Source organism: Aurantiacibacter flavus, from assembly GCF_039710615.1.
GTDB lineage: Bacteria > Pseudomonadota > Alphaproteobacteria > Sphingomonadales > Sphingomonadaceae > Alteraurantiacibacter > Alteraurantiacibacter flavus.
In genome coordinates this window covers 307796-327909 of record NZ_JBDLBR010000003.1, presented here as the reverse complement: position 1 = coordinate 327909, position 20114 = coordinate 307796, and the positions used below count along the sequence as shown (strand labels likewise).

Annotated in this window: 17 protein-coding genes; 14 read left to right on the top strand and 3 right to left on the bottom strand. The window is 64.3% G+C overall.

Annotation, left to right across the window (positions count from 1 at the left end; all coding sequences use genetic code 11):
- Window positions 1-232 precede the first annotated feature (232 nt).
- The 4 genes from ABDJ38_RS10680 to rplL all read left to right on the top strand — a co-directional run bounded on the left by ABDJ38_RS10680 (window position 233) and on the right by rplL (window position 3192).
- Window positions 233-1471 (top strand): NupC/NupG family nucleoside CNT transporter, encoded by a 1239-nt coding sequence (locus ABDJ38_RS10680; RefSeq protein ID WP_346785082.1) that lies wholly within the window; start codon window positions 233-235, stop codon window positions 1469-1471.
- Between the two features lie 103 nt (window positions 1472-1574).
- Window positions 1575-1817 (top strand): hypothetical protein, encoded by a 243-nt coding sequence (locus tag ABDJ38_RS10675; RefSeq protein ID WP_346785081.1) that lies wholly within the window; start codon window positions 1575-1577, stop codon window positions 1815-1817.
- A gap of 406 nt (window positions 1818-2223) precedes the next feature.
- Complete coding sequence (gene rplJ, locus ABDJ38_RS10670; RefSeq protein ID WP_346785080.1) at window positions 2224-2739, top strand: 50S ribosomal protein L10; 516 nt, start codon at window positions 2224-2226, stop codon at window positions 2737-2739.
- A 75-nt stretch (window positions 2740-2814) separates the two neighbouring features.
- On the top strand, window positions 2815-3192 hold the full coding sequence (rplL, locus tag ABDJ38_RS10665; RefSeq protein WP_137680286.1) for a 50S ribosomal protein L7/L12: 378 nt from the start codon (window positions 2815-2817) through the stop codon (window positions 3190-3192).
- Between the two features lie 146 nt (window positions 3193-3338).
- Here the strand turns inward: rplL and ABDJ38_RS10660 are convergent, their stop codons facing one another.
- On the bottom strand, window positions 3339-3923 hold the full coding sequence (locus ABDJ38_RS10660; RefSeq protein WP_346785079.1) for a c-type cytochrome: 585 nt from the start codon (window positions 3921-3923) through the stop codon (window positions 3339-3341).
- Window positions 3924-4099: 176 nt separating this feature from the next.
- On the opposite strand from ABDJ38_RS10660, the gene ABDJ38_RS10655 reads away from it, so the two are divergent.
- The 7 genes from ABDJ38_RS10655 to bla all read left to right on the top strand — a co-directional run bounded on the left by ABDJ38_RS10655 (window position 4100) and on the right by bla (window position 11555).
- On the top strand, window positions 4100-5500 hold the full coding sequence (locus ABDJ38_RS10655) for an MATE family efflux transporter (RefSeq protein WP_346785078.1): 1401 nt from the start codon (window positions 4100-4102) through the stop codon (window positions 5498-5500).
- Window positions 5501-5628: 128 nt separating this feature from the next.
- Entirely contained in the window at window positions 5629-5916 is a 288-nt protein-coding gene (gene groES / locus ABDJ38_RS10650; RefSeq protein ID WP_346785077.1) for a co-chaperone GroES, read from the top strand.
- Window positions 5917-5968: 52 nt separating this feature from the next.
- Complete coding sequence (groL, locus tag ABDJ38_RS10645; protein ID WP_346785076.1) at window positions 5969-7627, top strand: chaperonin GroEL; 1659 nt, start codon at window positions 5969-5971, stop codon at window positions 7625-7627.
- 120 nt (window positions 7628-7747) lie between these two features.
- Window positions 7748-9028, top strand: coding sequence for an APC family permease (locus ABDJ38_RS10640; protein WP_346785075.1), 1281 nt, complete (start codon window positions 7748-7750; stop codon window positions 9026-9028).
- Window positions 9029-9089: 61 nt separating this feature from the next.
- The gene (locus ABDJ38_RS10635; protein WP_346785074.1) at window positions 9090-9875 is read left to right on the top strand and encodes a class I SAM-dependent methyltransferase; all 786 of its coding nucleotides are present in this window, start codon (window positions 9090-9092) and stop codon (window positions 9873-9875) included.
- A gap of 94 nt (window positions 9876-9969) precedes the next feature.
- The gene (locus ABDJ38_RS10630) at window positions 9970-10377 is read left to right on the top strand and encodes a baeRF12 domain-containing protein (RefSeq protein WP_346785073.1); all 408 of its coding nucleotides are present in this window, start codon (window positions 9970-9972) and stop codon (window positions 10375-10377) included.
- A gap of 161 nt (window positions 10378-10538) precedes the next feature.
- Entirely contained in the window at window positions 10539-11555 is a 1017-nt protein-coding gene (bla, locus tag ABDJ38_RS10625) for a class A beta-lactamase (protein ID WP_346785072.1), read from the top strand.
- 112 nt (window positions 11556-11667) lie between these two features.
- Here the strand turns inward: bla and ABDJ38_RS10620 are convergent, their stop codons facing one another.
- The gene (locus tag ABDJ38_RS10620) at window positions 11668-11910 is read right to left on the bottom strand and encodes a hypothetical protein (protein ID WP_346785071.1); all 243 of its coding nucleotides are present in this window, start codon (window positions 11908-11910) and stop codon (window positions 11668-11670) included.
- A gap of 247 nt (window positions 11911-12157) precedes the next feature.
- Here ABDJ38_RS10620 and polA point away from each other — a divergent pair, with 247 nt between their 5' ends.
- The 3 genes from polA to ABDJ38_RS10605 all read left to right on the top strand — a co-directional run bounded on the left by polA (window position 12158) and on the right by ABDJ38_RS10605 (window position 17233).
- Window positions 12158-14992 (top strand): DNA polymerase I, encoded by a 2835-nt coding sequence (gene polA / locus ABDJ38_RS10615; RefSeq protein WP_346785070.1) that lies wholly within the window; start codon window positions 12158-12160, stop codon window positions 14990-14992.
- Window positions 14993-15046: 54 nt separating this feature from the next.
- The gene (locus ABDJ38_RS10610; protein WP_346785069.1) at window positions 15047-16162 is read left to right on the top strand and encodes a mechanosensitive ion channel family protein; all 1116 of its coding nucleotides are present in this window, start codon (window positions 15047-15049) and stop codon (window positions 16160-16162) included.
- Between the two features lie 105 nt (window positions 16163-16267).
- Entirely contained in the window at window positions 16268-17233 is a 966-nt protein-coding gene (locus ABDJ38_RS10605) for a diguanylate cyclase domain-containing protein (RefSeq protein WP_346785068.1), read from the top strand.
- A 210-nt stretch (window positions 17234-17443) separates the two neighbouring features.
- On the opposite strand, the gene ABDJ38_RS10600 is transcribed toward ABDJ38_RS10605, so the two are convergent.
- Complete coding sequence (locus tag ABDJ38_RS10600) at window positions 17444-19750, bottom strand: CDC48 family AAA ATPase (protein ID WP_346785067.1); 2307 nt, start codon at window positions 19748-19750, stop codon at window positions 17444-17446.
- Between the last annotated feature and the right edge of the window lie 364 nt (window positions 19751-20114).

Below are 20114 nucleotides of genomic sequence, written 5' to 3'. Positions count from 1 at the left end.
CCGCATTGCAGCGTTCCCTCAGGTCTCACGGATTGCCGGAGCTTCCTTCCGATGCGCACCCCCGCGTAAGGCGCGCCTTGCTCGAAGCTTTCGGTGTGGAGGCGATATAAGGCGCGGCCCCGCCGCCGTCAAGCAGGGCCGGTGGCGGCCCTCTGCGCGCCCCGCCGCGCAAGGCCGTTGCCACCGGGGCGGAGCGCGGCCATGCTTGCGCCAGCCTTGCCATCGCACGGAGGTGCGCTTGCCTATCAGCCTTGCCGGGATCGTTGCGCTGCTTGCGTTTGCCCTCCTCATTTCCACCAACCGCCGGAAGATACGCCCGCGCATTGTGCTTCCGGCTTTCGCCATGCAGGCGGCCATGTCTCTGCTGATTCTGCGCACACCCTGGGGGGCGGACTTCATGGCGGCGCTCACGCGCGGGGCCTCGAACCTGCTCGGCTATTCGCGGGTGGGCACCGGATTTATCTTCGGAAACCTCGCCAGCCCCGAGCTCGGCGGCGCTTCCTTCGCGCTGCAGGCGCTGACCGTGATCATCTTCTTCGCCTCGCTGGTTGCCGTGCTCGACCATATCGGGCTCATCGGCCTGATCGTGCGCTGGGTCGGCGGCGCGATCCGCATGATCACCGGGGTCAGCCGGGTCGAATCGCTAGGCGCGGCAGCCAATATCTTCATCGGCCAGGGCGAGGCGCCGCTGGCGGTGAAGCCCTATCTCGCCAACATGACCCGCTCGCAGCTGTTCGTGCTGATGACCGTGGGCATGACAAGCGTCGCCGGATCGGTGATGGCAGCCTATATCGCGATGCTCGGGTCAAGCCTCGCGCCCTACCTGCTTGCCGCCGCACTGATGAGCGCGCCCGCCGGAATCCTGATGGCCAAGCTGGTGGTGCCCGACGAGGAAGACGAGCCCAGCGAACCCGAGCGGGTGGCAGTGAGCGCCGAAGATGAGGACACCCCCGTAAACGTCATCATGGCCGCCGCAAACGGCGCGATCACCGGCCTCAAATTGGCCGCCGGCGTTGGCGCGATGCTGCTAGCCTTCGTCTCGCTGGTGGCGCTGGCCAACGGTCTGCTCGGTTGGCTGGGCACATCGGCTGGGATCGATGGCCTCACCTTCGAGCGCCTGCTCGGCTATGTGTTCTCTCCTGTGATGTACCTCGTCGGCGTGCCCTGGAGCGAGGCGCCGGTTGCGGGCGGACTGTTCGGGCAGAAGGTGGTGCTCAACGAATTCGTCGCCTTTCTCAGCCTGCAGGAAATGGACGGCCAGCTCGGCCCGCGCAGCACGGCCATCGTGACCTTTGCCCTGTGCGGCTTTGCCAATATCAGCTCGATCGCGATCCAGATGGCGGCCTTCGGCGTACTGGCGCCTTCGCAGCGAGCCAATGTGGCGGCACTGGGACTGCGCTCGCTTGCCGCCGCTTCGCTCGCCAACCTGATGAGCGCGGCGCTGGCGGGGCTGTTCCTGACCGGTGCGTGACCGGAAGCGGAACCGCCGAACGTTATAAACTTGCATCGTTTCCGGAACCATCGGTCCTGCGGGCAGTTTCACCCCAATCCAACCACCCCAGGGGGAACTACCGATGAAGAAGATTTTGCTCGCCGCACCCGCCGTATTGCTCGTCGCTGCCTGCGGCGGTTCGCCGGCTGAAGAGGCCGAAGATGTGCAGGAAGAAGTGATCGAAGCTCAGGGCGACGTGCTCGACGAGCAGGCCGAGGCGCTCGACGCCCAGGCCGACGCACTGGAAGACGCCGGCATGGAAGCCGAAGCCGAGGCCACCGAAGACCAGGCCGAAGCGATGGAAGACGCTGCGGACGAAATGTGATCCCGATTTTGCCACCCGCGGCCACTCGGCGCGCGGCTGGCTCAGTTGCAGGAGAGGAAGGCTCGCCCACGAAGGCGGGCCTTTTCCTTTTTGCGCGGACCCTTGGCGCGCAGCGGACCGGGGCGAATCGCTTGACCTTTTGCGCCATCTCTCTATGAGCCCGCTCCGATCACCTCGTGTGATCATCCGTCCGAGACAGTTGGTGACCGGGATCTGCCGGTCTTAATGTCCAGCCTAGACGGGGACAGAGATTTTCGGGCCAGCCCCTGCGGCTGCTCCCGTTCGCGCTATTCGCGCTCCTCCTTCCCCATCACGGACCAATACCATGCCGCACGAGCGGTGTGGGAGTATGAGCCGGTCGCGGCTCCGCTTTGGCGGGTTCGCGGCCATAGTGAAGGAGTAAGGCATGGATCGTTCGCAGAAAGCCGACGCGGTCGCCCAGCTCAATACGGTCTTCAACGAGGTCGGCGTGGTGGTTGTCACCCGCAACCTCGGCTTGTCGGTGGAACAGACCACCGACCTGCGCAACAAGATGCGTGATGCTGGTGCGTCCTACAAGGTTGCGAAGAACCGCCTCGCCAAGCTCGCCCTGAAGGACACCGACTACGAAGGCATTGGTGAGTATCTCACCGGCCCGACGGGTCTCGCCTGGTCGACCGACCCGGTGGCAGCCGCCAAGGCTGCGGTGGAATTCGCCAAGACCAACGACAAGCTTGAAATTGTCGGCGGTTCTCTGGGCGATGTGAAGCTCGATGAAGCAGGGGTCAAGGCGCTCGCCGCGATGCCCAGCCTCGACGAGCTGCGGGGCAAGATCGTGGGTCTCGTCAACGCGCCGGCAACCAAGGTTGCTCAGCTCGTCAACGCGCCTGCGGCCAAGCTTGCCCGCGTCTTCGGTGCATATGCCGCCAAGGACGCCGCATAAGCGGTTTCTCGCATTTCGAAACGAAACATCTTGGGGCGCATCTTTTTCGCCCCGCCCAATTTGGAGTGAAGCACAATGGCCGATATTGCCAAGCTTGTTGAAGACCTTTCCGCGCTGACCGTCATGGAAGCCGCTGAACTTGCTACTGCCCTGGAAGAAGCATGGGGCGTTAGCGCCGCTGCTGCCGTGGCCGTGGCTGCCCCCGGCGGTGCCGGTGGCGATGCCCCCGCCGCTGAAGAGAAGGACGAATTCGACGTCATCCTCACCGGCGACGGCGGCAAGAAGATCCAGGTGATCAAGGAAGTCCGTGGCATCACGGGCCTCGGCCTGACCGAAGCCAAGGCGCTCGTCGAAGGCGCGCCGAAGGCCGTCAAGGAAGGCGTGAACAAGGCGGAAGCCGAAGAGATCAAGAGCAAGATCGAAGCTGCCGGCGGTACCGTTGAGCTGAAGTAATCATCTGCCCCTCTTGGGCGATTACGCTTCGATCCAAGCGGATCAAACAGAAAGGGCGGCACCACGCGGTGCCGCCCTTTTTTGTTTATCCGGCCTCTTCCGAGGCCGAGGCTGTGCGGCGCCCGAAGGCCGCCACAACCCGTGAACTAAAGCGTTTTCAGATAGGCGGTGATTTCGCCTGCCTGCTGCGCATTGATGCCGGGTGCCGGCATCGAGCCGCCGGGAACAACGGCATGCGGATCGACCAGATAGCGGCGAAGGTTCGCCTCGTTCCAGGTGATGTCGCTGCTCTTCATGCCCGCGCTGTAGGCGAAGCCCGAAACGGCACCGGCCTTGCGGCCAACCACACCAGCGAGCGAGGGGCCGACCATGTTTTGGCCCGGCGTGACCGAGTGGCAGACCGTGCAGATCGTGAAGCTGTCGGGCGGACCAGCGGCCGCAGCAACCTGAGTCGGCGCGGCGCTCGGACGGGCGCTGGCCGATGCGCTCGGCGTAGGCGACGGCGTCGCACTCGCGGTTGCAGCGGGCTCGTCCGCTTCGACTTCGGCGGCATCTTCGTTCGTCGATTCGGCATCAGCGGCCACATCTTCGGGCAGGACTGTTTCAGCCACCGAATCGTCGACCGCGACCTCTTCAACCTCAGCCTCGTTCGCGCTCTCCGGCGGGCCGCCACAGGCGGCGAGCGCCAGGGCCGCAAGCGAAACGGTGGCAAGCGAAATTGCAATACGCATGAAAAGGATACCTCCGACTGTTTGCTCGCCCTTAGGCCGCAAGAGGCACCTTGGGCAAGAGGCCGCAGGTTGACTGTGTCCGCCAAGCCTCTGCTGGCGAAAAATCACGCCGAAATCCCCGCTTTTGTGATTTCGCTTGCAACAATCTTCGCCTATCCGGGCCGGCTGCTTTTGCCATGAGACCCACTGCTCTCCCCTCCACGCCCGGCTGGAAAGCCGAAAGCGCCGAAACCTTCCGCCTCGCGGTGCCGCTGGTGCTCGCCAACCTGCTGCAGATGCTGACCTATGCGGTCGACGTGATCTTCATCGCGCGCCTCGGGGCCGAAGAGCTGGCCGCATCCTCGCTGGCGGTCTCGATCATCGGCTTCCTGCTGTGGAGCCTTTCGGGCCTGACCGGAGCGGTCGCGCCAATGGCCGCCGCCGAGCTGGGCGCACGCGGACCGGCGCTGCGGCCGATTCGGCGCGCGGTGCGCATGGCGCTGTGGCTCGCCATCGCCTCTGGCGCAGTGGCCAGCGTGCTCTGTGCCTTTGCCGAGCCATTCATGCTGCTGACCGGGCAGGAGCCGCAGATCGCTGCGCTCGCAGGCAGCTACATGAACCTGCTGTTGTTCTCGCTCATCCCGGCGGTGGCTGGCAGCGTGCTGCGCAGCTTCGTGTCGACGCTCGGCCGCCCGTTCTTCGCGACAGCGATCACCGGGCTTGGCATCTTCATCAATGCCGCCGCGAACTACGCCTTCATCTTCGGCAACTGGGGCGCACCAGAGATGGGCCTTCAGGGCGCGGCTATCGCCACGCTGCTCACCACCAGCCTCACCTTCCTTGTCTATGTGATCGCCATCGCCCGCGATCCGCGGCTGGCGCGCTATCATGTGTTCGGCTTCTTCTGGCGGGCCGACTGGAAGCGGCTGGGCGAACTGGTGCGGATCGGCACGCCGATCATGCTGACGATCATGGCCGAAAGCGGCATCTTCGCGGCGGCAGCCTTTCTGGTCGGCCTGTTCGGCGCTGCACAGCTGGCCGCCCATGCGCTGGCCCTGCAAATCGCGGCGCTCGCCTTTCAGGTGCCGTTCGGGATCGGCCAGGCGGCGACCATCCGCGTCGGCTATTTCCACGGGGCACGCGATGCACTCGGCGTGGGCCGCGCGGGCTGGACCTCGATCGGGATGTGCCTCGCCTTCGCGGTGCCCTCGGCGCTGGTGTTGATCGGCGCGCCCGAGCTCTTGCTGCGCATCTATATCGACCCCGAGCTGCCCGAAAATGCCGCGCTGGTGACGCAGGCGAGCATCTTCCTCGTGGTCGCCTCGGCGTTCCAGCTTTCGGACGGGTTGCAGGCGGTCGCCGCTGGAGCGCTGCGCGGGCTCAAGGATACGCGCGTGCCGATGTGGATCGCAATCTTCTCCTACTGGGTGCCCGGCTTCGGGCTGGCCATGGGACTTGCCTTCATGCTTGGGCTGGAGGGCGAAGGCGTGTGGTATGGGCTCGCCCTCGGGCTGAGCGTGGCGGCGGTGCTGCTTTTGTGGCGCTGGCACCGGCGCGGGGCGCTCGGGCTGGTCACCTACGCACCGCCCGCTTTGTGACCGCGCAAAATTTTTCCTGACCAAAGGTGTTGACGGCCCGCCAGCCGCCAACCATATCCGCGCCGCTGGCACTCTCGTGGTGAGAGTGCCAATCGACACATCCAACCTTTTTGGGAAAGGTCACACACATGGCATTTCGCCCCCTGCACGACCGCGTTCTGGTTCGTCGCCTCGAAGCTGAGGAAAAGACGGCCGGCGGCATCATCATCCCCGACAGCGCCAAGGAAAAGCCGAGCGAAGGCGAGATCGTCGCCGTTGGCACCGGCGCCAAGGCCGACGATGGCAAGGTCACCCCGCTCGACGTGAAAGCGGGCGACCGCGTTCTGTTCGGCAAGTGGTCGGGCACCGAGGTCAAGATCGACGGTGAAGACCTGCTGATCATGAAGGAAAGCGACATCATGGGCGTGATCGGCTGAGCCGAACCGTCACTGCTTTCCACATTCTAACGATATTCCAGGAGAAACGATAATGGCTGCCAAGGACGTCAAGTTCGGTCGCGACGCGCGCGAACGCATCCTCAAGGGCGTGGACACGCTCGCCAATGCCGTGAAGGTCACCCTCGGCCCCAAGGGCCGCAACGTCGTGATCGACAAGAGCTTCGGTGCCCCGCGCATCACCAAGGACGGCGTTTCCGTCGCCAAGGAAATCGAGCTTAAGGACAAGTACGAGAACATGGGCGCGCAGATGCTGCGCGAAGTGGCCTCGAAGGCGAACGACAAGGCTGGCGACGGTACCACTACTGCCACCGTGCTTGCTCAGTCGATCGTGCGCGAAGGCATGACTGCGGTTGCTGCCGGCATGAACCCGATGGACCTGAAGCGCGGCATCGACCTCGCCGTCAACAAGGTCGTTGCTGACCTGAAGGCCCGCTCGAAGGACGTTTCCGGCTCTTCGGAAATCGCCCAGGTCGGTATCATCTCGGCCAATGGCGACAAGGAAGTCGGCGAGAAGATCGCTGAAGCCATGGAAAAGGTCGGCAAGGAAGGCGTGATCACCGTGGAAGAGGCCAAGGGCCTCGAATTCGAACTCGATGTCGTCGAAGGCATGCAGTTCGACCGCGGCTACCTGTCGCCCTACTTCGTTACCAACCCCGAGAAGATGACGGTCGAACTCGAAAACCCGTACATTCTCATCCACGAAAAGAAGCTCTCGAACCTGCAGGCCATGCTGCCGGTGCTCGAAGCGACCGTTCAGTCCAGCCGTCCGCTGCTGATCATCGCCGAGGACATCGAAGGCGAAGCGCTGGCGACCCTCGTGGTCAACAAGCTGCGCGGCGGCCTCAAGGTTGCAGCCGTGAAGGCTCCGGGCTTCGGCGACCGTCGCAAGGCCATGCTGCAGGACATCGCGATCCTCACCAACGGCGAGATGATCTCCGAAGATCTCGGCATCAAGCTCGAAAACGTCGGCCTCTCGATGCTGGGTGAAGCCAAGTCGGTTACCATCGACAAGGACAACACCACCATCGTCGACGGTGCCGGTGAAGGCGATGCGATCAAGGCCCGCGTCGAGCAGATCCGTGCCCAGATCGAGTCCACGACTTCGGACTACGACCGCGAGAAGCTGCAGGAACGTCTGGCCAAGCTGGCTGGCGGTGTTGCCGTGATCAAGGTCGGCGGGGCTTCGGAAGTCGAAGTGAAGGAGCGCAAGGACCGCGTGGACGATGCTCTGCACGCCACCCGCGCAGCTGTCGAAGAGGGCATCGTCCCCGGCGGCGGCACCGCGCTGCTCTATGCCACCAAGGCGCTCGAAGGCCTTACCGGCGACAACAACGACCAGACCCGCGGTGTGGAAATCGTGCGTCAGGCGATCCTCGCACCCGTGCGTCAGATCGCTGCCAACGCTGGCCATGACGGCGCCGTGGTTTCGGGCAACCTCCTGCGCGAGGGCGACGAGAGCCAGGGCTTCAACGCTGCGACCGACACCTACGAGAACCTCGTGGCTGCCGGTGTGGTCGACCCGACCAAGGTCGTGCGCACCGCGCTGCAGGACGCGGCTTCGGTTGCTGGCCTGCTGATCACCACCGAAGCGGCGATTGCCGAAGTGCCCGAAGACAAGCCTGCCGGTGGCGGCATGCCCGACATGGGCGGCATGGGTGGAATGGGCGGCATGGGCGGCATGGGCTTCTAAGCCTGCCCTGAGCGGGTCGAAGGGCCCGCCACCAGCCGAACACACATATAGGGGCCCGGCGGAGCGATCCGCCGGGCCCTTTTGCTTGGCCACCTGCCCCCCTTGCGATAGCCTCGCGCGATGACAGGGGCCTCGACGCTAAACCAACCGCACCGTGCCATCGGCCTCTCAGGCGCGGTGCTGATCAACCTCAACGGCGTGGTCGGCTCGGGCATCTTTGCCCTGCCCGCGCTGCTCTATGCAGGGGCCGGGGGCTATGCGCCGCTGGTGGTGCTGGCCTATGCGCTGCTCGTGGCCGGGCCGTCGCTGGTCTATGCCCGGCTCAGCACGATGCACGAGCAATCGGGCGGGCCGCAGCTCTATGTCGAGCATGCCTTCGGGCCGTTCGCGGGGTTTCAGGCGGGCTGGTTCCTGCTCGGCCAGAATCTTGCCGCGCGGGCCGCAAATTTCCACGTGCTGGTGAGCTATCTCGCCGCGCTTTTCCCGCTGTTCGACAATCCCGTCATCCGGCTTGGCACCATCGCGGCGCTGATCGCGCTGTTCACAGGGCTTGCCGCAATTGGCACACGCAGCTCGATCCGGGCCTTGTGGCTGGGGACATTGCTCAAGCTCGGGCCGATTGTGTTGATCTGCGGCGCTGGATTGCTCGCCAACGGAGTGCCCAGCACCTTCGCCCTGCCCGAATTCGGCGAGGTCGAATCGATCGCGCTGCTGCTCGCCTATGCCTATTCGGGCGGCGCGCTCTCCACCATGGTGGCGGGCGAGGTGCGCGAGGCACGGCGCACCGTCTATCGCTCGATCTTCGTGAACCTCGCCATGATCGCGCTGCTCTATGCCTTCGTCCAGTGGGCCTATATCGCCATCGACCCGCAGCAGGTGAACGCAGACCGCCCGCTGGCCTCGGCGGGGGAGGCTGTGTTTGGCTCGCTGGGTGTGGCGCTGATCAGCGTGGCGGCGATCTTCTCCACCGGCACCAACCAGCTCAGCTACTTCGTCTCGATGCCGCGCCTGGTCTACGGCATGGCGACGCGCGGCCTGCTACCGGCGGTGCTGGCGCGGATTTCGCAGCGCTTCGGCACGCCTGCCCCGGCCATTATCGCCTATGGCATGATCGTCCTCGCGCTGGCGCTGAGCGGAACCTTCGCCACGCTTGCCACCTATATGGTCGCGCTTGAGACGCTGGTGATCATCCTCACCGTGCTGGCGCTGCCGATGCTGTGGCGCGCCGGGGAAGACCGCCCGCAAGGCGCGATGCTCATCGTGTGGGCCGCGCTGGTGGTGTTTGCGCTGGTATTCAACCTCTGGCTGCTGGCGCAAGTGCCGCTGTCCTCCGCTCTGCCGACGCTCGGGGTGTTGGCGGCTGGCACCGCGCTATACTTCCTTGCCACCCGTCGCCGCTGAGCTTGCGCTTTGTCTGTTTCGGACTAGCCTCCCCCTCAACAACAACGAGAGGGGATACGAAATGCGCAAACTTATGTTCGCGGCGCTGGCCGCCACGGCTCTGGCCTCCTGCGGCAGCGAAGAGCCCACGCCCGAGCCTACGCAAGATCCGGCCCGCCAGTATATGCAGGCCGTTACCGACATCTCGCGCGGCGACGATCAGCAGTACGACGCCAAGCGCAAACCCGCCGAGCTGCTCGCCTTCGCGCAGATCGACAAGGGCGAGGCCGTGGGCGACTATATCATGGGCGGCGGCTATGTGACGCGCCTGCTCGCCACCGCCGTGGGGGCCGACGGCAAGGTCTATGCCTTCCAGCCGACCGAGTTCATCGACTTTCGCCCAGAATATGCCGATGAGCAGGACGCTGCGGTCGCTCCCTACGCCAACGATCAGGGCGAACCGGTACACGTGTTCCCCCTGCGCGGCCCCATCGCCGAGCCGGGCTGGCCCGAGCCACTCGACACGATCATCACGGTCATGAACCTGCATGACCTGTTCGTCCCCGAAATGCCCGAAGGCACCGCCGAGAAGGCGATTTCAAACCTCTATGCTTCGCTCAAGCCCGGCGGCACGCTGGTGGTGGTCGACCATGTCGCGACCGATGGAGGCGGCCTCGATGCGGCGGGAAAACTGCACCGGATGGACGCCGAACTGGCGCTCAATGCACTGACCGCCGCCGGCTTCGTGCTGGAGGAGGAAAGCGACCTTTACGCCCAGCCCGACGATCCGCACGACGCCAATGTCTTCGACGATGTTATCCGCGGCAACACCGACCAGTTCGCCTGGCGCCTTCGCAAGCCCGAATAAGGCGCTGGCAGCGACCATTAAGCGGAAAATCTCGGACCCCTTCGGCCTGCCGACCGTTGATTACGGCACAGCAGACCGAAGGAGAGACCCGATTATGAAGTGTCCGCACAAGGCCCATGTCGCACTCGTCGATGGCGAGCGGTTCGTGCTCGCGCGTAACGAGGGCCAGCTGTTCGAACCGAAGCTGAGCGTGGTCGCCACGCCCGAGCTGGAAACGACGAACTACAGCGCCGGCGTGCGCGATCAGGATGACGCCGGACGGCGAAGCGGCAGCAGCGATCTGGAAGAGCTGGCCCATGCCGCAGCAGTCGCCGAATGGCTTAACGGGCAGGCTATCGACGGCAAGTTAGGCGAGATCATCATCGTTGCCGATCCCAAGTCGCTGGGCGAAATGCGGCGACATTATCACAAGGAGTTGCAGTCCTGTCTGATCGGCGAGATCGACAAGGCAATCGCCAACGAAAAGCTCGAAGCCGTCGCCCAGGCGATCGAGCGCGCGTGATTCACAAGCTGATTCGCAAGGGGCCGATAAACAGCAATTTATCGGTCCCTGCTATCACATTCCCGTCATTCCGACGAAATTTCGGCTCGATTCGTCGTACCGTGGGATTTGCGGCCCTCCTTGTTAAGGTATCGACAAGGCGTCACGTGGAAACTCACTATATGACCAGAAACCTGATTACCCGCCTCGCAGCCATCGCCTCGCTCGCCGTCGCGCCGCTTTCGGCGGCGCAGGCAAATAATTTCGAGAACGCGTTCGACAGCGCGTTCGGCACCGAGATACGCGAGCCGCGCGAGTTCAATCCCGACTATGCCGATCCGCTCGCTCGCCAGATCGCCCAGCTTGCCGATGGCAGCGAGGGCCGGATCGGCGTCGCTGCGCTCGATCTTTCGACCGGGCGCGAGATTTCGATTCTCGGCGATCAGCGCTTCCCCATGGCCAGCACCAGCAAGATCGCCATCGCCGCGACCTATATGGAAGGCGTGGAACAGGGAAAATGGAGCCTGACCAGCGAGTTTCCGCTCCTGTGGTCGGTCCGCTCGACGCCGTTCTCCACCGCCACCGCGCCGGTGCGCAAGGGCGAGTATATGTCGGCGCTACAGCTCATTGACCTGATGCTCACGCGCAGCTCCAACCCGGCCACCGATGCGCTGCTGGCAGCGGTCGGCGGGCCGGATGCCGTGAACGACTGGGTTCACCGTGCCGGGCTCGAAGACTTCGAGCTGACCCGCGATATTGCCACGCTGGTGCGCGACGATGGCGAATTCGATCCCGCCCAGCATATCGACATGCGCGATAGCGCCACGCCCGAAACCATGGTGGAGCTACTGACCGGACTTTATCAGGGCCGGTGGCTCTCGGCGGAAAGCCGCGAGGTCATTCTCGATGCGATGGCGCGCTGCCGCACGGGCGTGCGCCGTATTCGTGGCCAGATGCCCGACGATGTGAGCGTCGCGCACAAGACCGGCTCGCTTAACAACACATCAAGCGACATCGGCATCATCACCGCGCCCGATGGCCGTTCCTACGTCGTGGCAATCTATGTCACCGGGCAAGGCTCGCGCGGAAACCGCGAGCAGCGTATCGCCTCGATCGCACGCGCGATCTACGATGGCTATTCGTCCACCGGCCCGCAATTCGCCAACGCTTCTTACGGTAGTGCTGCAAACGCGAACTAAAGCGCCGCTTTAGCCCGGGCCGTGATCGGCCAAGGTCACATTTAACGCCCACAAACGAAAAGGGGCGCGACCCGCAGGTCGCGCCCCTTCGCGTAACACGCTGAGTAAGAAATTACTCGGCAGCGCTGTCCACGGCTTCAGCAGCCGAGTCGACCATTTCCATGGCGCTGTCAGCAGCCGAATCAACCATTTCCATGCCAGCGTCGGCAGCCGAATCAACCATTTCCATGCCGGCGTCGGCGTTGGCTTCGGCGTCAGCCATCGAGCTGTCGACGGCTTCGTCGGCGCCTTCCGAGCAAGCCGAAAGGGTCAGGGCAGCGCCAGCAGCGGCGGCGGCGAGGATGATCTTGCGCATAATAATAAATCCCCAAAAACAGAGAAATCATGGCCAGGCAGGTGCCGGGCCAGAGCGGCAAAGCGCTCGCTCTGATTGCCCCAATAAGGCCACAATCTGCCCCGCGCAAGAAGATTAGGGCAAGAATGCGGCGAGCTGAGTGCCAAATGTGGCTGAAATATGGCGCAAATGGCGCAAATCCGCCATTCCTCATACGCCACATTCTTTGCGGCTGACCGGCCTCGAACCGCGTGCTAGCACCGCGCTCATGGCCGAAAAACAACATCTCTATCTGGTCGACGGTTCGGCCTATATCTTCCGCGCCTATCACCGGCTCCCTCCGCTCACCAACCCCGAGGGCACGCCCGTGGGCGCGGTCTATGGCTATACCACCATGCTGTGGAAGCTGGCCGACGATCTCGACAAGGCGGTGGGGCCGACGCACATGGCGGTGATCCTCGACAAGTCGAGCCACTCGTTCCGCAACGACCTGTACGACCAGTACAAGGCCAACCGCCCGCCCCCGCCCGAAGACCTGCGCCCACAGTTCCCGCTGATCCGCGACGCCACCCGCGCCTTCTCGCTGCCCTGCATCGAGGAAGAAGGCTACGAGGCCGACGACCTGATCGCCTCCTATGCCCGCGCCGCGCAGCGCGAAGGCTGGGACGTGACCATCGTCTCCTCCGACAAGGACCTGATGCAGCTGGTGGGCGAGGAGAACGGCGCGCGCATCGACATGCTCGACACCATGAAGGACGCGCGGATCTACATCCCCGAGGTGGAGGAAAAATTCGGCGTCGGGCCGGAGCTGGTCGGCGACGTGCTCGCGCTGATGGGCGACAGCGTCGACAACATTCCCGGCATCTACGGCATCGGCCCGAAGACCGCGACCAAACTGATCGCCGAGAACGGCTCGCTGACAGCGGCGCTCGATTCAGCGCCGGAGATGAAAAAGTCGAAGCTCAAGGAGCGGCTGCTCGAAGGGCGCGACATGGCCATGCTCAGCCGCGAGCTGGTCGAACTGAAGAGCGACTGCGCACTGCCGGTGCCGCTCGAAGACATGAAGCTGGGCGGCATTCCCGCCGATCCGCTGGCCGAGTTCCTCTCGCTGCACGGGTTCAACTCGCTGCTCAAGCGGCTCGGCGCTGGCTCGGGCAGCCCCGGCAGGCCCACCAACCTCAATCCCGTCACGGCCGATCGCCCCGGCGAGGCCGCTTCGGCCAGTGGCAATGCGCAGGACTTGCCCGAGTGGCCCGCGGTCGACCGTTCGGCCTACGAATGCGTGCAGACGATGGAGCGGCTCGAACACTGGATCACCCGCGCCTTCGCCGCGCGCGAAGTGGCGGTGGACACCGAGACCTCGGCGCTCGATTCGATGCAGGCCGATTTGGTCGGCGTCAGCCTCGCGCTTGGCCCGAACGATGCCTGCTATATCCCGTTCGCCCATGGCGGCAGCGACATGTTCGATGAAAAGCCTGAGCAGATTGCGCTTGATGAGGCGCTCGCCGCATTGAAACCGCTGCTCGAAAGCGATGCCGTCCTCAAGGTCGGGCAGAACATCAAGTACGACATCACCGTGCTCGCACGCCACGGCATCACGGTCGCGCCGATCGACGATACCATGGTGATGAGCTTCGCGATGGACGCGGGCCGCTCGGAAGACGGGATCGGCGGCGGCCACGGCATGGACGAACTGTCCGAACGCCACCTTGGCCACACCACCATGAAGTTCAAGGACGTCTGCGGAACGGGCAAGAAGGCGATTCCCTTCGGCGAAGTCGCGTTGCCGCAGGCGACGCAATATGCAGCCGAGGATGCCGACGTGACCTGGCGGCTCCACCAGATCATGCGCCACCGCCTGCCCGGCGAAGGCGCGACCCGGATTTACCAGCGCGTCGACCGTCCGCTGATCGCCGTGATCGCTGGGATGGAACGTGAGGGCATCAAGGTCGATCGCGCGGCGCTGGCCAAGCTGTCCGAGCGCTTCGCCACCGAGATCGCGCGGATCGAGAGCGAGGTCCATGAGCTGGCCGGGCAGGAATTCACCATCGGCAGCCCCAAGCAGCTAGGCGATATCCTGTTCGACAAGCTCGGCTACAAGGGCGGGCGCAAGGGCAAGAGCGGGCAATATTCGACCGATCAGGCCATTCTCGAAAAGCTTTCGGGTGAAGGCGCGGAGATCGCCGACAAGGTGCTTGAGTGGCGCCAGCTATCGAAGCTCAAGTCGACCTATACCGACGCCTTGCAGGCCGCGATCAAGCCGAACACGGGCCGCGTGCACACCAGCTACAGCCTCGTCGGCGCACAGACCGGGCGGCTTTCCAGCACCGATCCGAACCTGCAGAACATCCCGATTCGCACCGAGATCGGGCGCGAGATTCGCAAGGCTTTCGTGGCGGACGAAGGCAACGTGCTGCTGGCGGCGGACTATTCGCAGATCGAGCTGCGCCTCGCCGCGCATATGGCCGACGTGCCCGCACTGAAAGAGGCCTTCGCCAACGGAGAGGACATCCACGCCCGCACCGCGCAGGAGATGTACGGCGAAGTCACTCGCGACACCCGCGCCGCCGCCAAGACGATCAACTTCGCGATCCTTTACGGCATTTCGCGCTGGGGTCTGGCGGGCCGGCTGAAGGTCGAGCCCGACGAGGCGCAGGCGATGATCGACCGCTATTTCCAGCGCTTCCCCGGCATCCAGCGCTACATTGCCGAGACGCTCGAAAGGGTGCGCGAAAAGGGCTATTCGGAAACACTGTTCGGTCGCAAGACCTGGTTCCCGCGCATATCCTCGAAGAACCAGGCCGAGCGGCAAGGCTCCGAGCGCGCCGCGATCAACGCGCCGATCCAGGGCACCTGCGCCGATATCATCAAGCGGGCCATGGCCCGGATGATGCCCGCTCTGGCCGAGGCAGGCCTTCCGCAAGTGCGGATGCTGTTGCAGGTCCACGACGAACTCGTTTTCGAACTGCCCGAAGGCGACGTGGAAGCCGCCAGCGAGGTCATTCGCGAGGTAATGGAGGGCGCCGCTGCGCCTTCGGTGAGCATCAGCGTTCCGCTCGGGGTCGAGATCGGCCACGGGACAAGCTGGGACGCCGCGCACTAGGCGAAGGCGCAGGCCCGGGTTGATGTTGCAGCGCAACATGCTTAGCTTGGCGCAATGCAACAGCTAGCCGACAGGTTCTCCGTAAGCTGGCCGCAGATTGGCGAGGCGCTGATTTACGGGTCCGTCGGCATTGCCGTGGCCCTGATCGTGCACTGGCTGATCTTCGGCGTCCTCACCCGCATCACACGTTCAAGCAAGAGCCTGTCCGACGGAGCAATCGTCAGCTCGCTGCGCAGCCCGTCGCGCTGGTCGATGGCCGCGCTTGGCCTCGTGCTGGCCGCGCGCGAGACGGCTGTGCTCGAGAGCGCGTGGGAGAAAATCGCCGGCTTCGTGATGCCCGCGCTGATCGGATGGATGGCGCTGGCAATCATGCGCGCACTGGTGAAATCGGCGGAGATGCACCTCGACCTCGATGTCGAAGATAACTTGCGCGCGCGCCAGCGGCAGACGCGGCTGCGCATCCTGTCGCGCATCGGCACCTTCGTGGTGATCTTCATCACCGTGGGCCTGATGCTGCTGTCGATCCCCGGCGTGCGCGATATCGGGGTGACGCTGATGGCCTCGGCGGGCCTCGCTGCACTGGCCGTGGGCGCGGCGGCGCAACCGGCGCTGAAGTCGCTGATCGCGGGCGTGCAGATGGCGCTGACCGAGCCGATCCGGCTGGGCGATGCGGTAATCGTCGGCGGCGAATGGGGCTGGATCGAGGATATCCGCACCACCTACGTGGTGGTGAAGGTGTGGGACGAGCGGCGGCTGGTGGTGCCGACCTCCAAGTTCCTCGACGAGATTTTCCAGAACTGGACCAAGACCACCGCGCAATTGCTGGGCACAGTCTATCTCTATGTCGACCCGGCGACCAGGCTCGACCCGATCCGCGAGAAGTTCCTCGAGCTGGTGGAGAGCAACACCCGCTGGGACGGGCGCGTGAAGCACATGCAGGTGACCGACCTGACGCGCGACGCCATCGAGGTCCGCCTGCTGATGACGGCGAAGGATTCGCCCACGCTTTACGACCTGCGCTGCGACGTGCGCGAGGCGCTGATCCAGTGGCTGGCCGCCGAAATGCCCGAGGCGCTGGTGCGCAGCCGCGTTATCTCCGTGGGCGCGGATGGCCAGCCGCTGGGCGCGCCCTCGGCGGAGGCGCTTGCGCAGATGGGTGGGGAAGGTTGAAGCTTATCTGGTGACGTCCGTTTGCGACCCGAGTTCTGCCGTTGAGATGCCAAGGCCGCCGCCTTGGACACGGTCTCTTAAGACACACCCAAATATAGACGCATCATGTCAATGCTTATCCAGCAGGCCGAGCTGCCCTGTCGCGCGCAAACCGAGCCACCGCCGACCTTGCTGGGAGGCCAGCCTGCTAGGATCGATCCGCTACTCGACCGTGCCATGGCCTCGGCTAAGGTGGGGGCTTGGTCCTGCAACCTTTCCGACAACAGACTGATGTGGACCATGGGTGTCTACGATATCTTCGGGCTACCACACGAAACCGCTGTCGATCGGCGACAGGTGCTTGATTTCTACACCGAGGAGTCCCGCGATGAGCTGGAAAGGCTTCGCGCCGAAGCGATAGATCAAGGCGGCATCTTCATTCTCGATGCTCAAGTTAAGCGTCCGGATGGTGAAATGCGGTGGATGCGTATCCACGCAGAGATGGTCCGTCCGGCCGACGCCGCTCCCATCCTCCATGGGTTGAAGCAGGATGTAACCGAGGAAAAGCTGCGTTCGGAGGCGCTGCGGCGCCTGGCTGAGAACGACGCGCTTACCGGCCTCGCCAACCGCGCTATCTACGAAAGCCGTTTCCTTAATGCGGGGCGCACTCGCTCAGCCGTGACATCACTCGGCGCGCTTGTTCTTTTCGATCTGAACGATTTCAAGGGGATCAACGACCGATGGGGCCATTTGGCGGGAGATGCCTGTCTCAAGGTATTCGCGGAACGGTTGTCCTCGTTCTTTCCAGATGCACTGCTGACCGCAAGGATCGGCGGCGACGAGTTCGCGGTGATCCTTGACAATGATGAGCCAGCAGAGGCAATTGAGGCGCGCGTCAACCGCTCCCTGATCCGCTTGCGTGCACCCATTCTGTGGCAGGAGCACATGTTCACCGTCAGCGCCTCAAGCGGTATCGCGTTTCCCACCGATCCCTATTTCTACGATGCCGAAGAACTGTTCGTCAGGGCTGACGCGGCTCTTTACGCCACCAAAAGAAGTTTTCGGCGAAAGCGGGAATCTAACCGCTGTTGAAACCGGGCATAGCTTCTGATCGATCCACTCGACGCGCAAGGCCACGCTCGCAAGCATCTGCTGCGTCGATCCGCAGAGGCATCGTTCTTCGGCGAATTTGCGTTTTACCATCGAGCACGCCCTAAGAAGGCTATCCGCTTTCCACCCCACTTCGAACAGCGAGCATCGCCAGCCAGCCCGCCACAGGCAGGGCCAGCTGGCGCTCACTCGCTAATGCTTCGAATCGCGCGTGCTCTCCACCATGCCATCGGTGATGAAGCCGATCGGACGCACCTCCAGCGCCTTGCGCTTCAGCTCGCCCTTCATCTTCGCATATTCGGCGTCCATCTGCGGCGTTACCGTGGGGCGCGAAGCCTTGAGGGCTTCGGCGAAGTCTGCCGCACTCACCGTGTCGGGCGCAGTGCTCGACCGGCGGATGGCGGCAAGACCGGCCCGGCGCACCACATCCTCGAGGTCCGCGCCGGTGTACCGCTCGGTCTCGCCTGCCAGTGCGGCAAGGTTGACGTCGTCGGCCAGCGGCATGTTGGCGGTGTGGATCTTGAGGATATGCTCGCGGCCAGCCTCGTTGGGTGCGCCGACATAGACCAGTTCGTCGAACCGTCCGGGCCGCAACAGCGCCGGATCAACCAGCGTCGGGCGGTTGGTCGCGCCGATCACCACGATGGACGACAACTCTTCCATCCCGTCCATCTCGGCCAGGATCGTGTTGACCACGCGCGCCGTCACCTGCGGCTCGCCCGCACCTGAGCCACGCGCCGGGACCAGCGAATCGATCTCGTCGATGAAGATCACGCAAGGCGCCACAGCCCGCGCACGGGCGAACATCCTGGCGATCTGCTGCTCGCTCTCGCCATACCACTTGGACAGAAGGTCGCTCGACTTCATCGAGATGAAGTTCGCCTCGGCCTCCTTGGCCACGGCCTTGGCCAGCAGGGTCTTGCCGGTGCCGGGCGGGCCATAGAGCAGGAAGCCCTTGGCCGGGCGAATACCCAGCCGCTCGAAGGCCTGCGGATTGCGCAGAGGCAGTTCCACGCCTTCCTTGAGCGATTCGATAGCTTCATCAAGGCCGCCCAGATCGGACCAGCCGACCTTGGGCGCCTGCACCATCACCTCGCGCATGGCGCTAGGCTGCACGCGCTTCAGCGCCTCGCGGAAGTCGCCCTTTTCGACGCACAGCTCTTCAAGAACCTCGGCCGGAATCTCGCGCGCGTCGAGATCGAGCTTCGGCATCAACCGCCGCACCGCCTCGATAGCCGCCTCGCGGGTGAGCGCGGCAAGGTCGGCCCCCACGAAACCGTGGGTCGAACGCGCCAGCTCCCTGAGGTCCACGCCCTCACCCAGCGGCATGCCGCGGGTGTGGATCGCCAGAATCTCACGCCGCCCCCCCTCGTCAGGCACGCCGATCACGATCTCGCGGTCGAAGCGGCCGGGGCGGCGCAGCGCCTCGTCCACCGCATCGGGGCGGTTGGTTGCGGCGATCACCACCAGATTGGTGCGACTTTGCAAGCCATCCATCAGCGTCAGCAACTGCGCCACAAGCCGCTTCTCGGTTTCGCCCTGCGTGCGCTCACGCTTGGGCGCAATCGAATCGATCTCGTCGATGAAGACGATGGCAGGCTGGGCGCGCTCGGCTTCTTCGAACACCTCGCGCAGGCGCGCCTCGCTTTCACCATAGGCCGAGCCCATGATTTCCGGGCCGTTGATGGCGAAGAACTCGGCATCACTTTCGTTGGCGACAGCCTGCGCGAGCCGCGTCTTGCCGGTGCCGGGCGGGCCATGCAGCAACACACCGCGCGGCGGATCGACGCCCAGCCGGGTGAACAGCTCGGGATAGCGCAGCGGCAGCTCGACCATCTCGCGCAGCTGCTTGATGGTGTCTTCCATGCCGCCGACATCGTCGTAGTTGACCGTGCCGCGCCCGCGCTTGGGCTCCTCGAATTCGGCGCGCAGTTCGATTTCGGTGTCGGCGTCGATGGCGACGATGCCCTTCGGGCTGGTCGAGACGACCTGCAGGCGGATTTCGGTCAGTGCGTAGGCTGGGGTGTTGAACAGGCGGCGCACTTCGGGCGGCACGTTCTGGACCGGCTGCTGGCCATGGGTCGCGACAAGGTCGCCCGCAGTCAGCGGCTTGCCCGCGAACACACGCTTCAGGGCCTCCGTCGGGCCTTGCAGGCGCATCTGCTTTTGCGCAGGCGCGAAAACCACACGAGTGGCCGCGCGCGGCTGGGCGCGACGCACCACGACATGTTCGCCCGAACCGGCTTCGGCATTGCCGCGCTGGAGGCCGTCGAGCCGGATCACCTCCAGGCTCTCGTCTTCGGGATAGGCGGCCATGGCGATGGCGGCGGTGGTGCGCTTGCCCTCGATCTCGACCGGATCGCCTTCGGTTATGCCGAGCGCCTGGAACGCCGAGCGCGGCATCCGCGCAACCCCACGGCCCGACTCCTCCTGCCGCGCTGCCGCGACCTGCAATCGCGCCGTGCCCGCTGCGGTGTCGAGCGTGTCTCCATCTGCCATGCTGTGAAAAGCCTTCCCGTTCGCTACTGATGTCAGAAAGCTAGGAAGCGATGCAGCCCATTGCAAACGCGCCGCCGGCAGGCACGCCCGAGAGGGGCAGAAAAAAAGCCCGGCTGTTGCCAGCCGGGCTTGGAAAGTCTTGGGAGAGGATGCCTGAAAGGCAGTTCGTATTTGCAACCGACCGCACCATTTCGCAAGTGCGAAAAGCGCAAGGCGAGTTGCATGGAACGCAACATTGCTCGGAATGCGCACTCCTGCTCTGTTGTTGTGCCTCTTCGGCAAGGCGCGTCCGACCGATTACCTGCCAATCGGGCATTAAAGGGAGATTTTTTGCTGCAGCACGGTATCGAAATGCCTATGACGC

Excerpts from the sequence above, each read along its gene's own strand:
- ABDJ38_RS10675 (WP_346785081.1), top strand. The coding sequence starts at position 1,575 with ATGAAGAAGATTTTGCTCGCCGCACCCGCCGTATTGCTCGTCGCTGCC.
- rplJ (WP_346785080.1), top strand. The coding sequence starts at position 2,224 with ATGGATCGTTCGCAGAAAGCCGACGCGGTCGCCCAGCTCAATACGGTC.
- rplL (WP_137680286.1), top strand. The coding sequence starts at position 2,815 with ATGGCCGATATTGCCAAGCTTGTTGAAGACCTTTCCGCGCTGACCGTC.
- ABDJ38_RS10660 (WP_346785079.1), bottom strand. The coding sequence starts at position 3,923 with ATGCGTATTGCAATTTCGCTTGCCACCGTTTCGCTTGCGGCCCTGGCG.
- ABDJ38_RS10655 (WP_346785078.1), top strand. The coding sequence starts at position 4,100 with ATGAGACCCACTGCTCTCCCCTCCACGCCCGGCTGGAAAGCCGAAAGC.
- groES (WP_346785077.1), top strand. The coding sequence starts at position 5,629 with ATGGCATTTCGCCCCCTGCACGACCGCGTTCTGGTTCGTCGCCTCGAA.
- groL (WP_346785076.1), top strand. The coding sequence starts at position 5,969 with ATGGCTGCCAAGGACGTCAAGTTCGGTCGCGACGCGCGCGAACGCATC.
- ABDJ38_RS10640 (WP_346785075.1), top strand. The coding sequence starts at position 7,748 with ATGACAGGGGCCTCGACGCTAAACCAACCGCACCGTGCCATCGGCCTC.
- ABDJ38_RS10635 (WP_346785074.1), top strand. The coding sequence starts at position 9,090 with ATGCGCAAACTTATGTTCGCGGCGCTGGCCGCCACGGCTCTGGCCTCC.
- ABDJ38_RS10630 (WP_346785073.1), top strand. The coding sequence starts at position 9,970 with ATGAAGTGTCCGCACAAGGCCCATGTCGCACTCGTCGATGGCGAGCGG.
- bla (WP_346785072.1), top strand. The coding sequence starts at position 10,539 with ATGACCAGAAACCTGATTACCCGCCTCGCAGCCATCGCCTCGCTCGCC.
- ABDJ38_RS10620 (WP_346785071.1), bottom strand. The coding sequence starts at position 11,910 with ATGCGCAAGATCATCCTCGCCGCCGCCGCTGCTGGCGCTGCCCTGACC.
- polA (WP_346785070.1), top strand. The coding sequence starts at position 12,158 with ATGGCCGAAAAACAACATCTCTATCTGGTCGACGGTTCGGCCTATATC.
- ABDJ38_RS10610 (WP_346785069.1), top strand. The coding sequence starts at position 15,047 with ATGCAACAGCTAGCCGACAGGTTCTCCGTAAGCTGGCCGCAGATTGGC.
- ABDJ38_RS10605 (WP_346785068.1), top strand. The coding sequence starts at position 16,268 with ATGTCAATGCTTATCCAGCAGGCCGAGCTGCCCTGTCGCGCGCAAACC.
- ABDJ38_RS10600 (WP_346785067.1), bottom strand. The coding sequence starts at position 19,750 with ATGGCAGATGGAGACACGCTCGACACCGCAGCGGGCACGGCGCGATTG.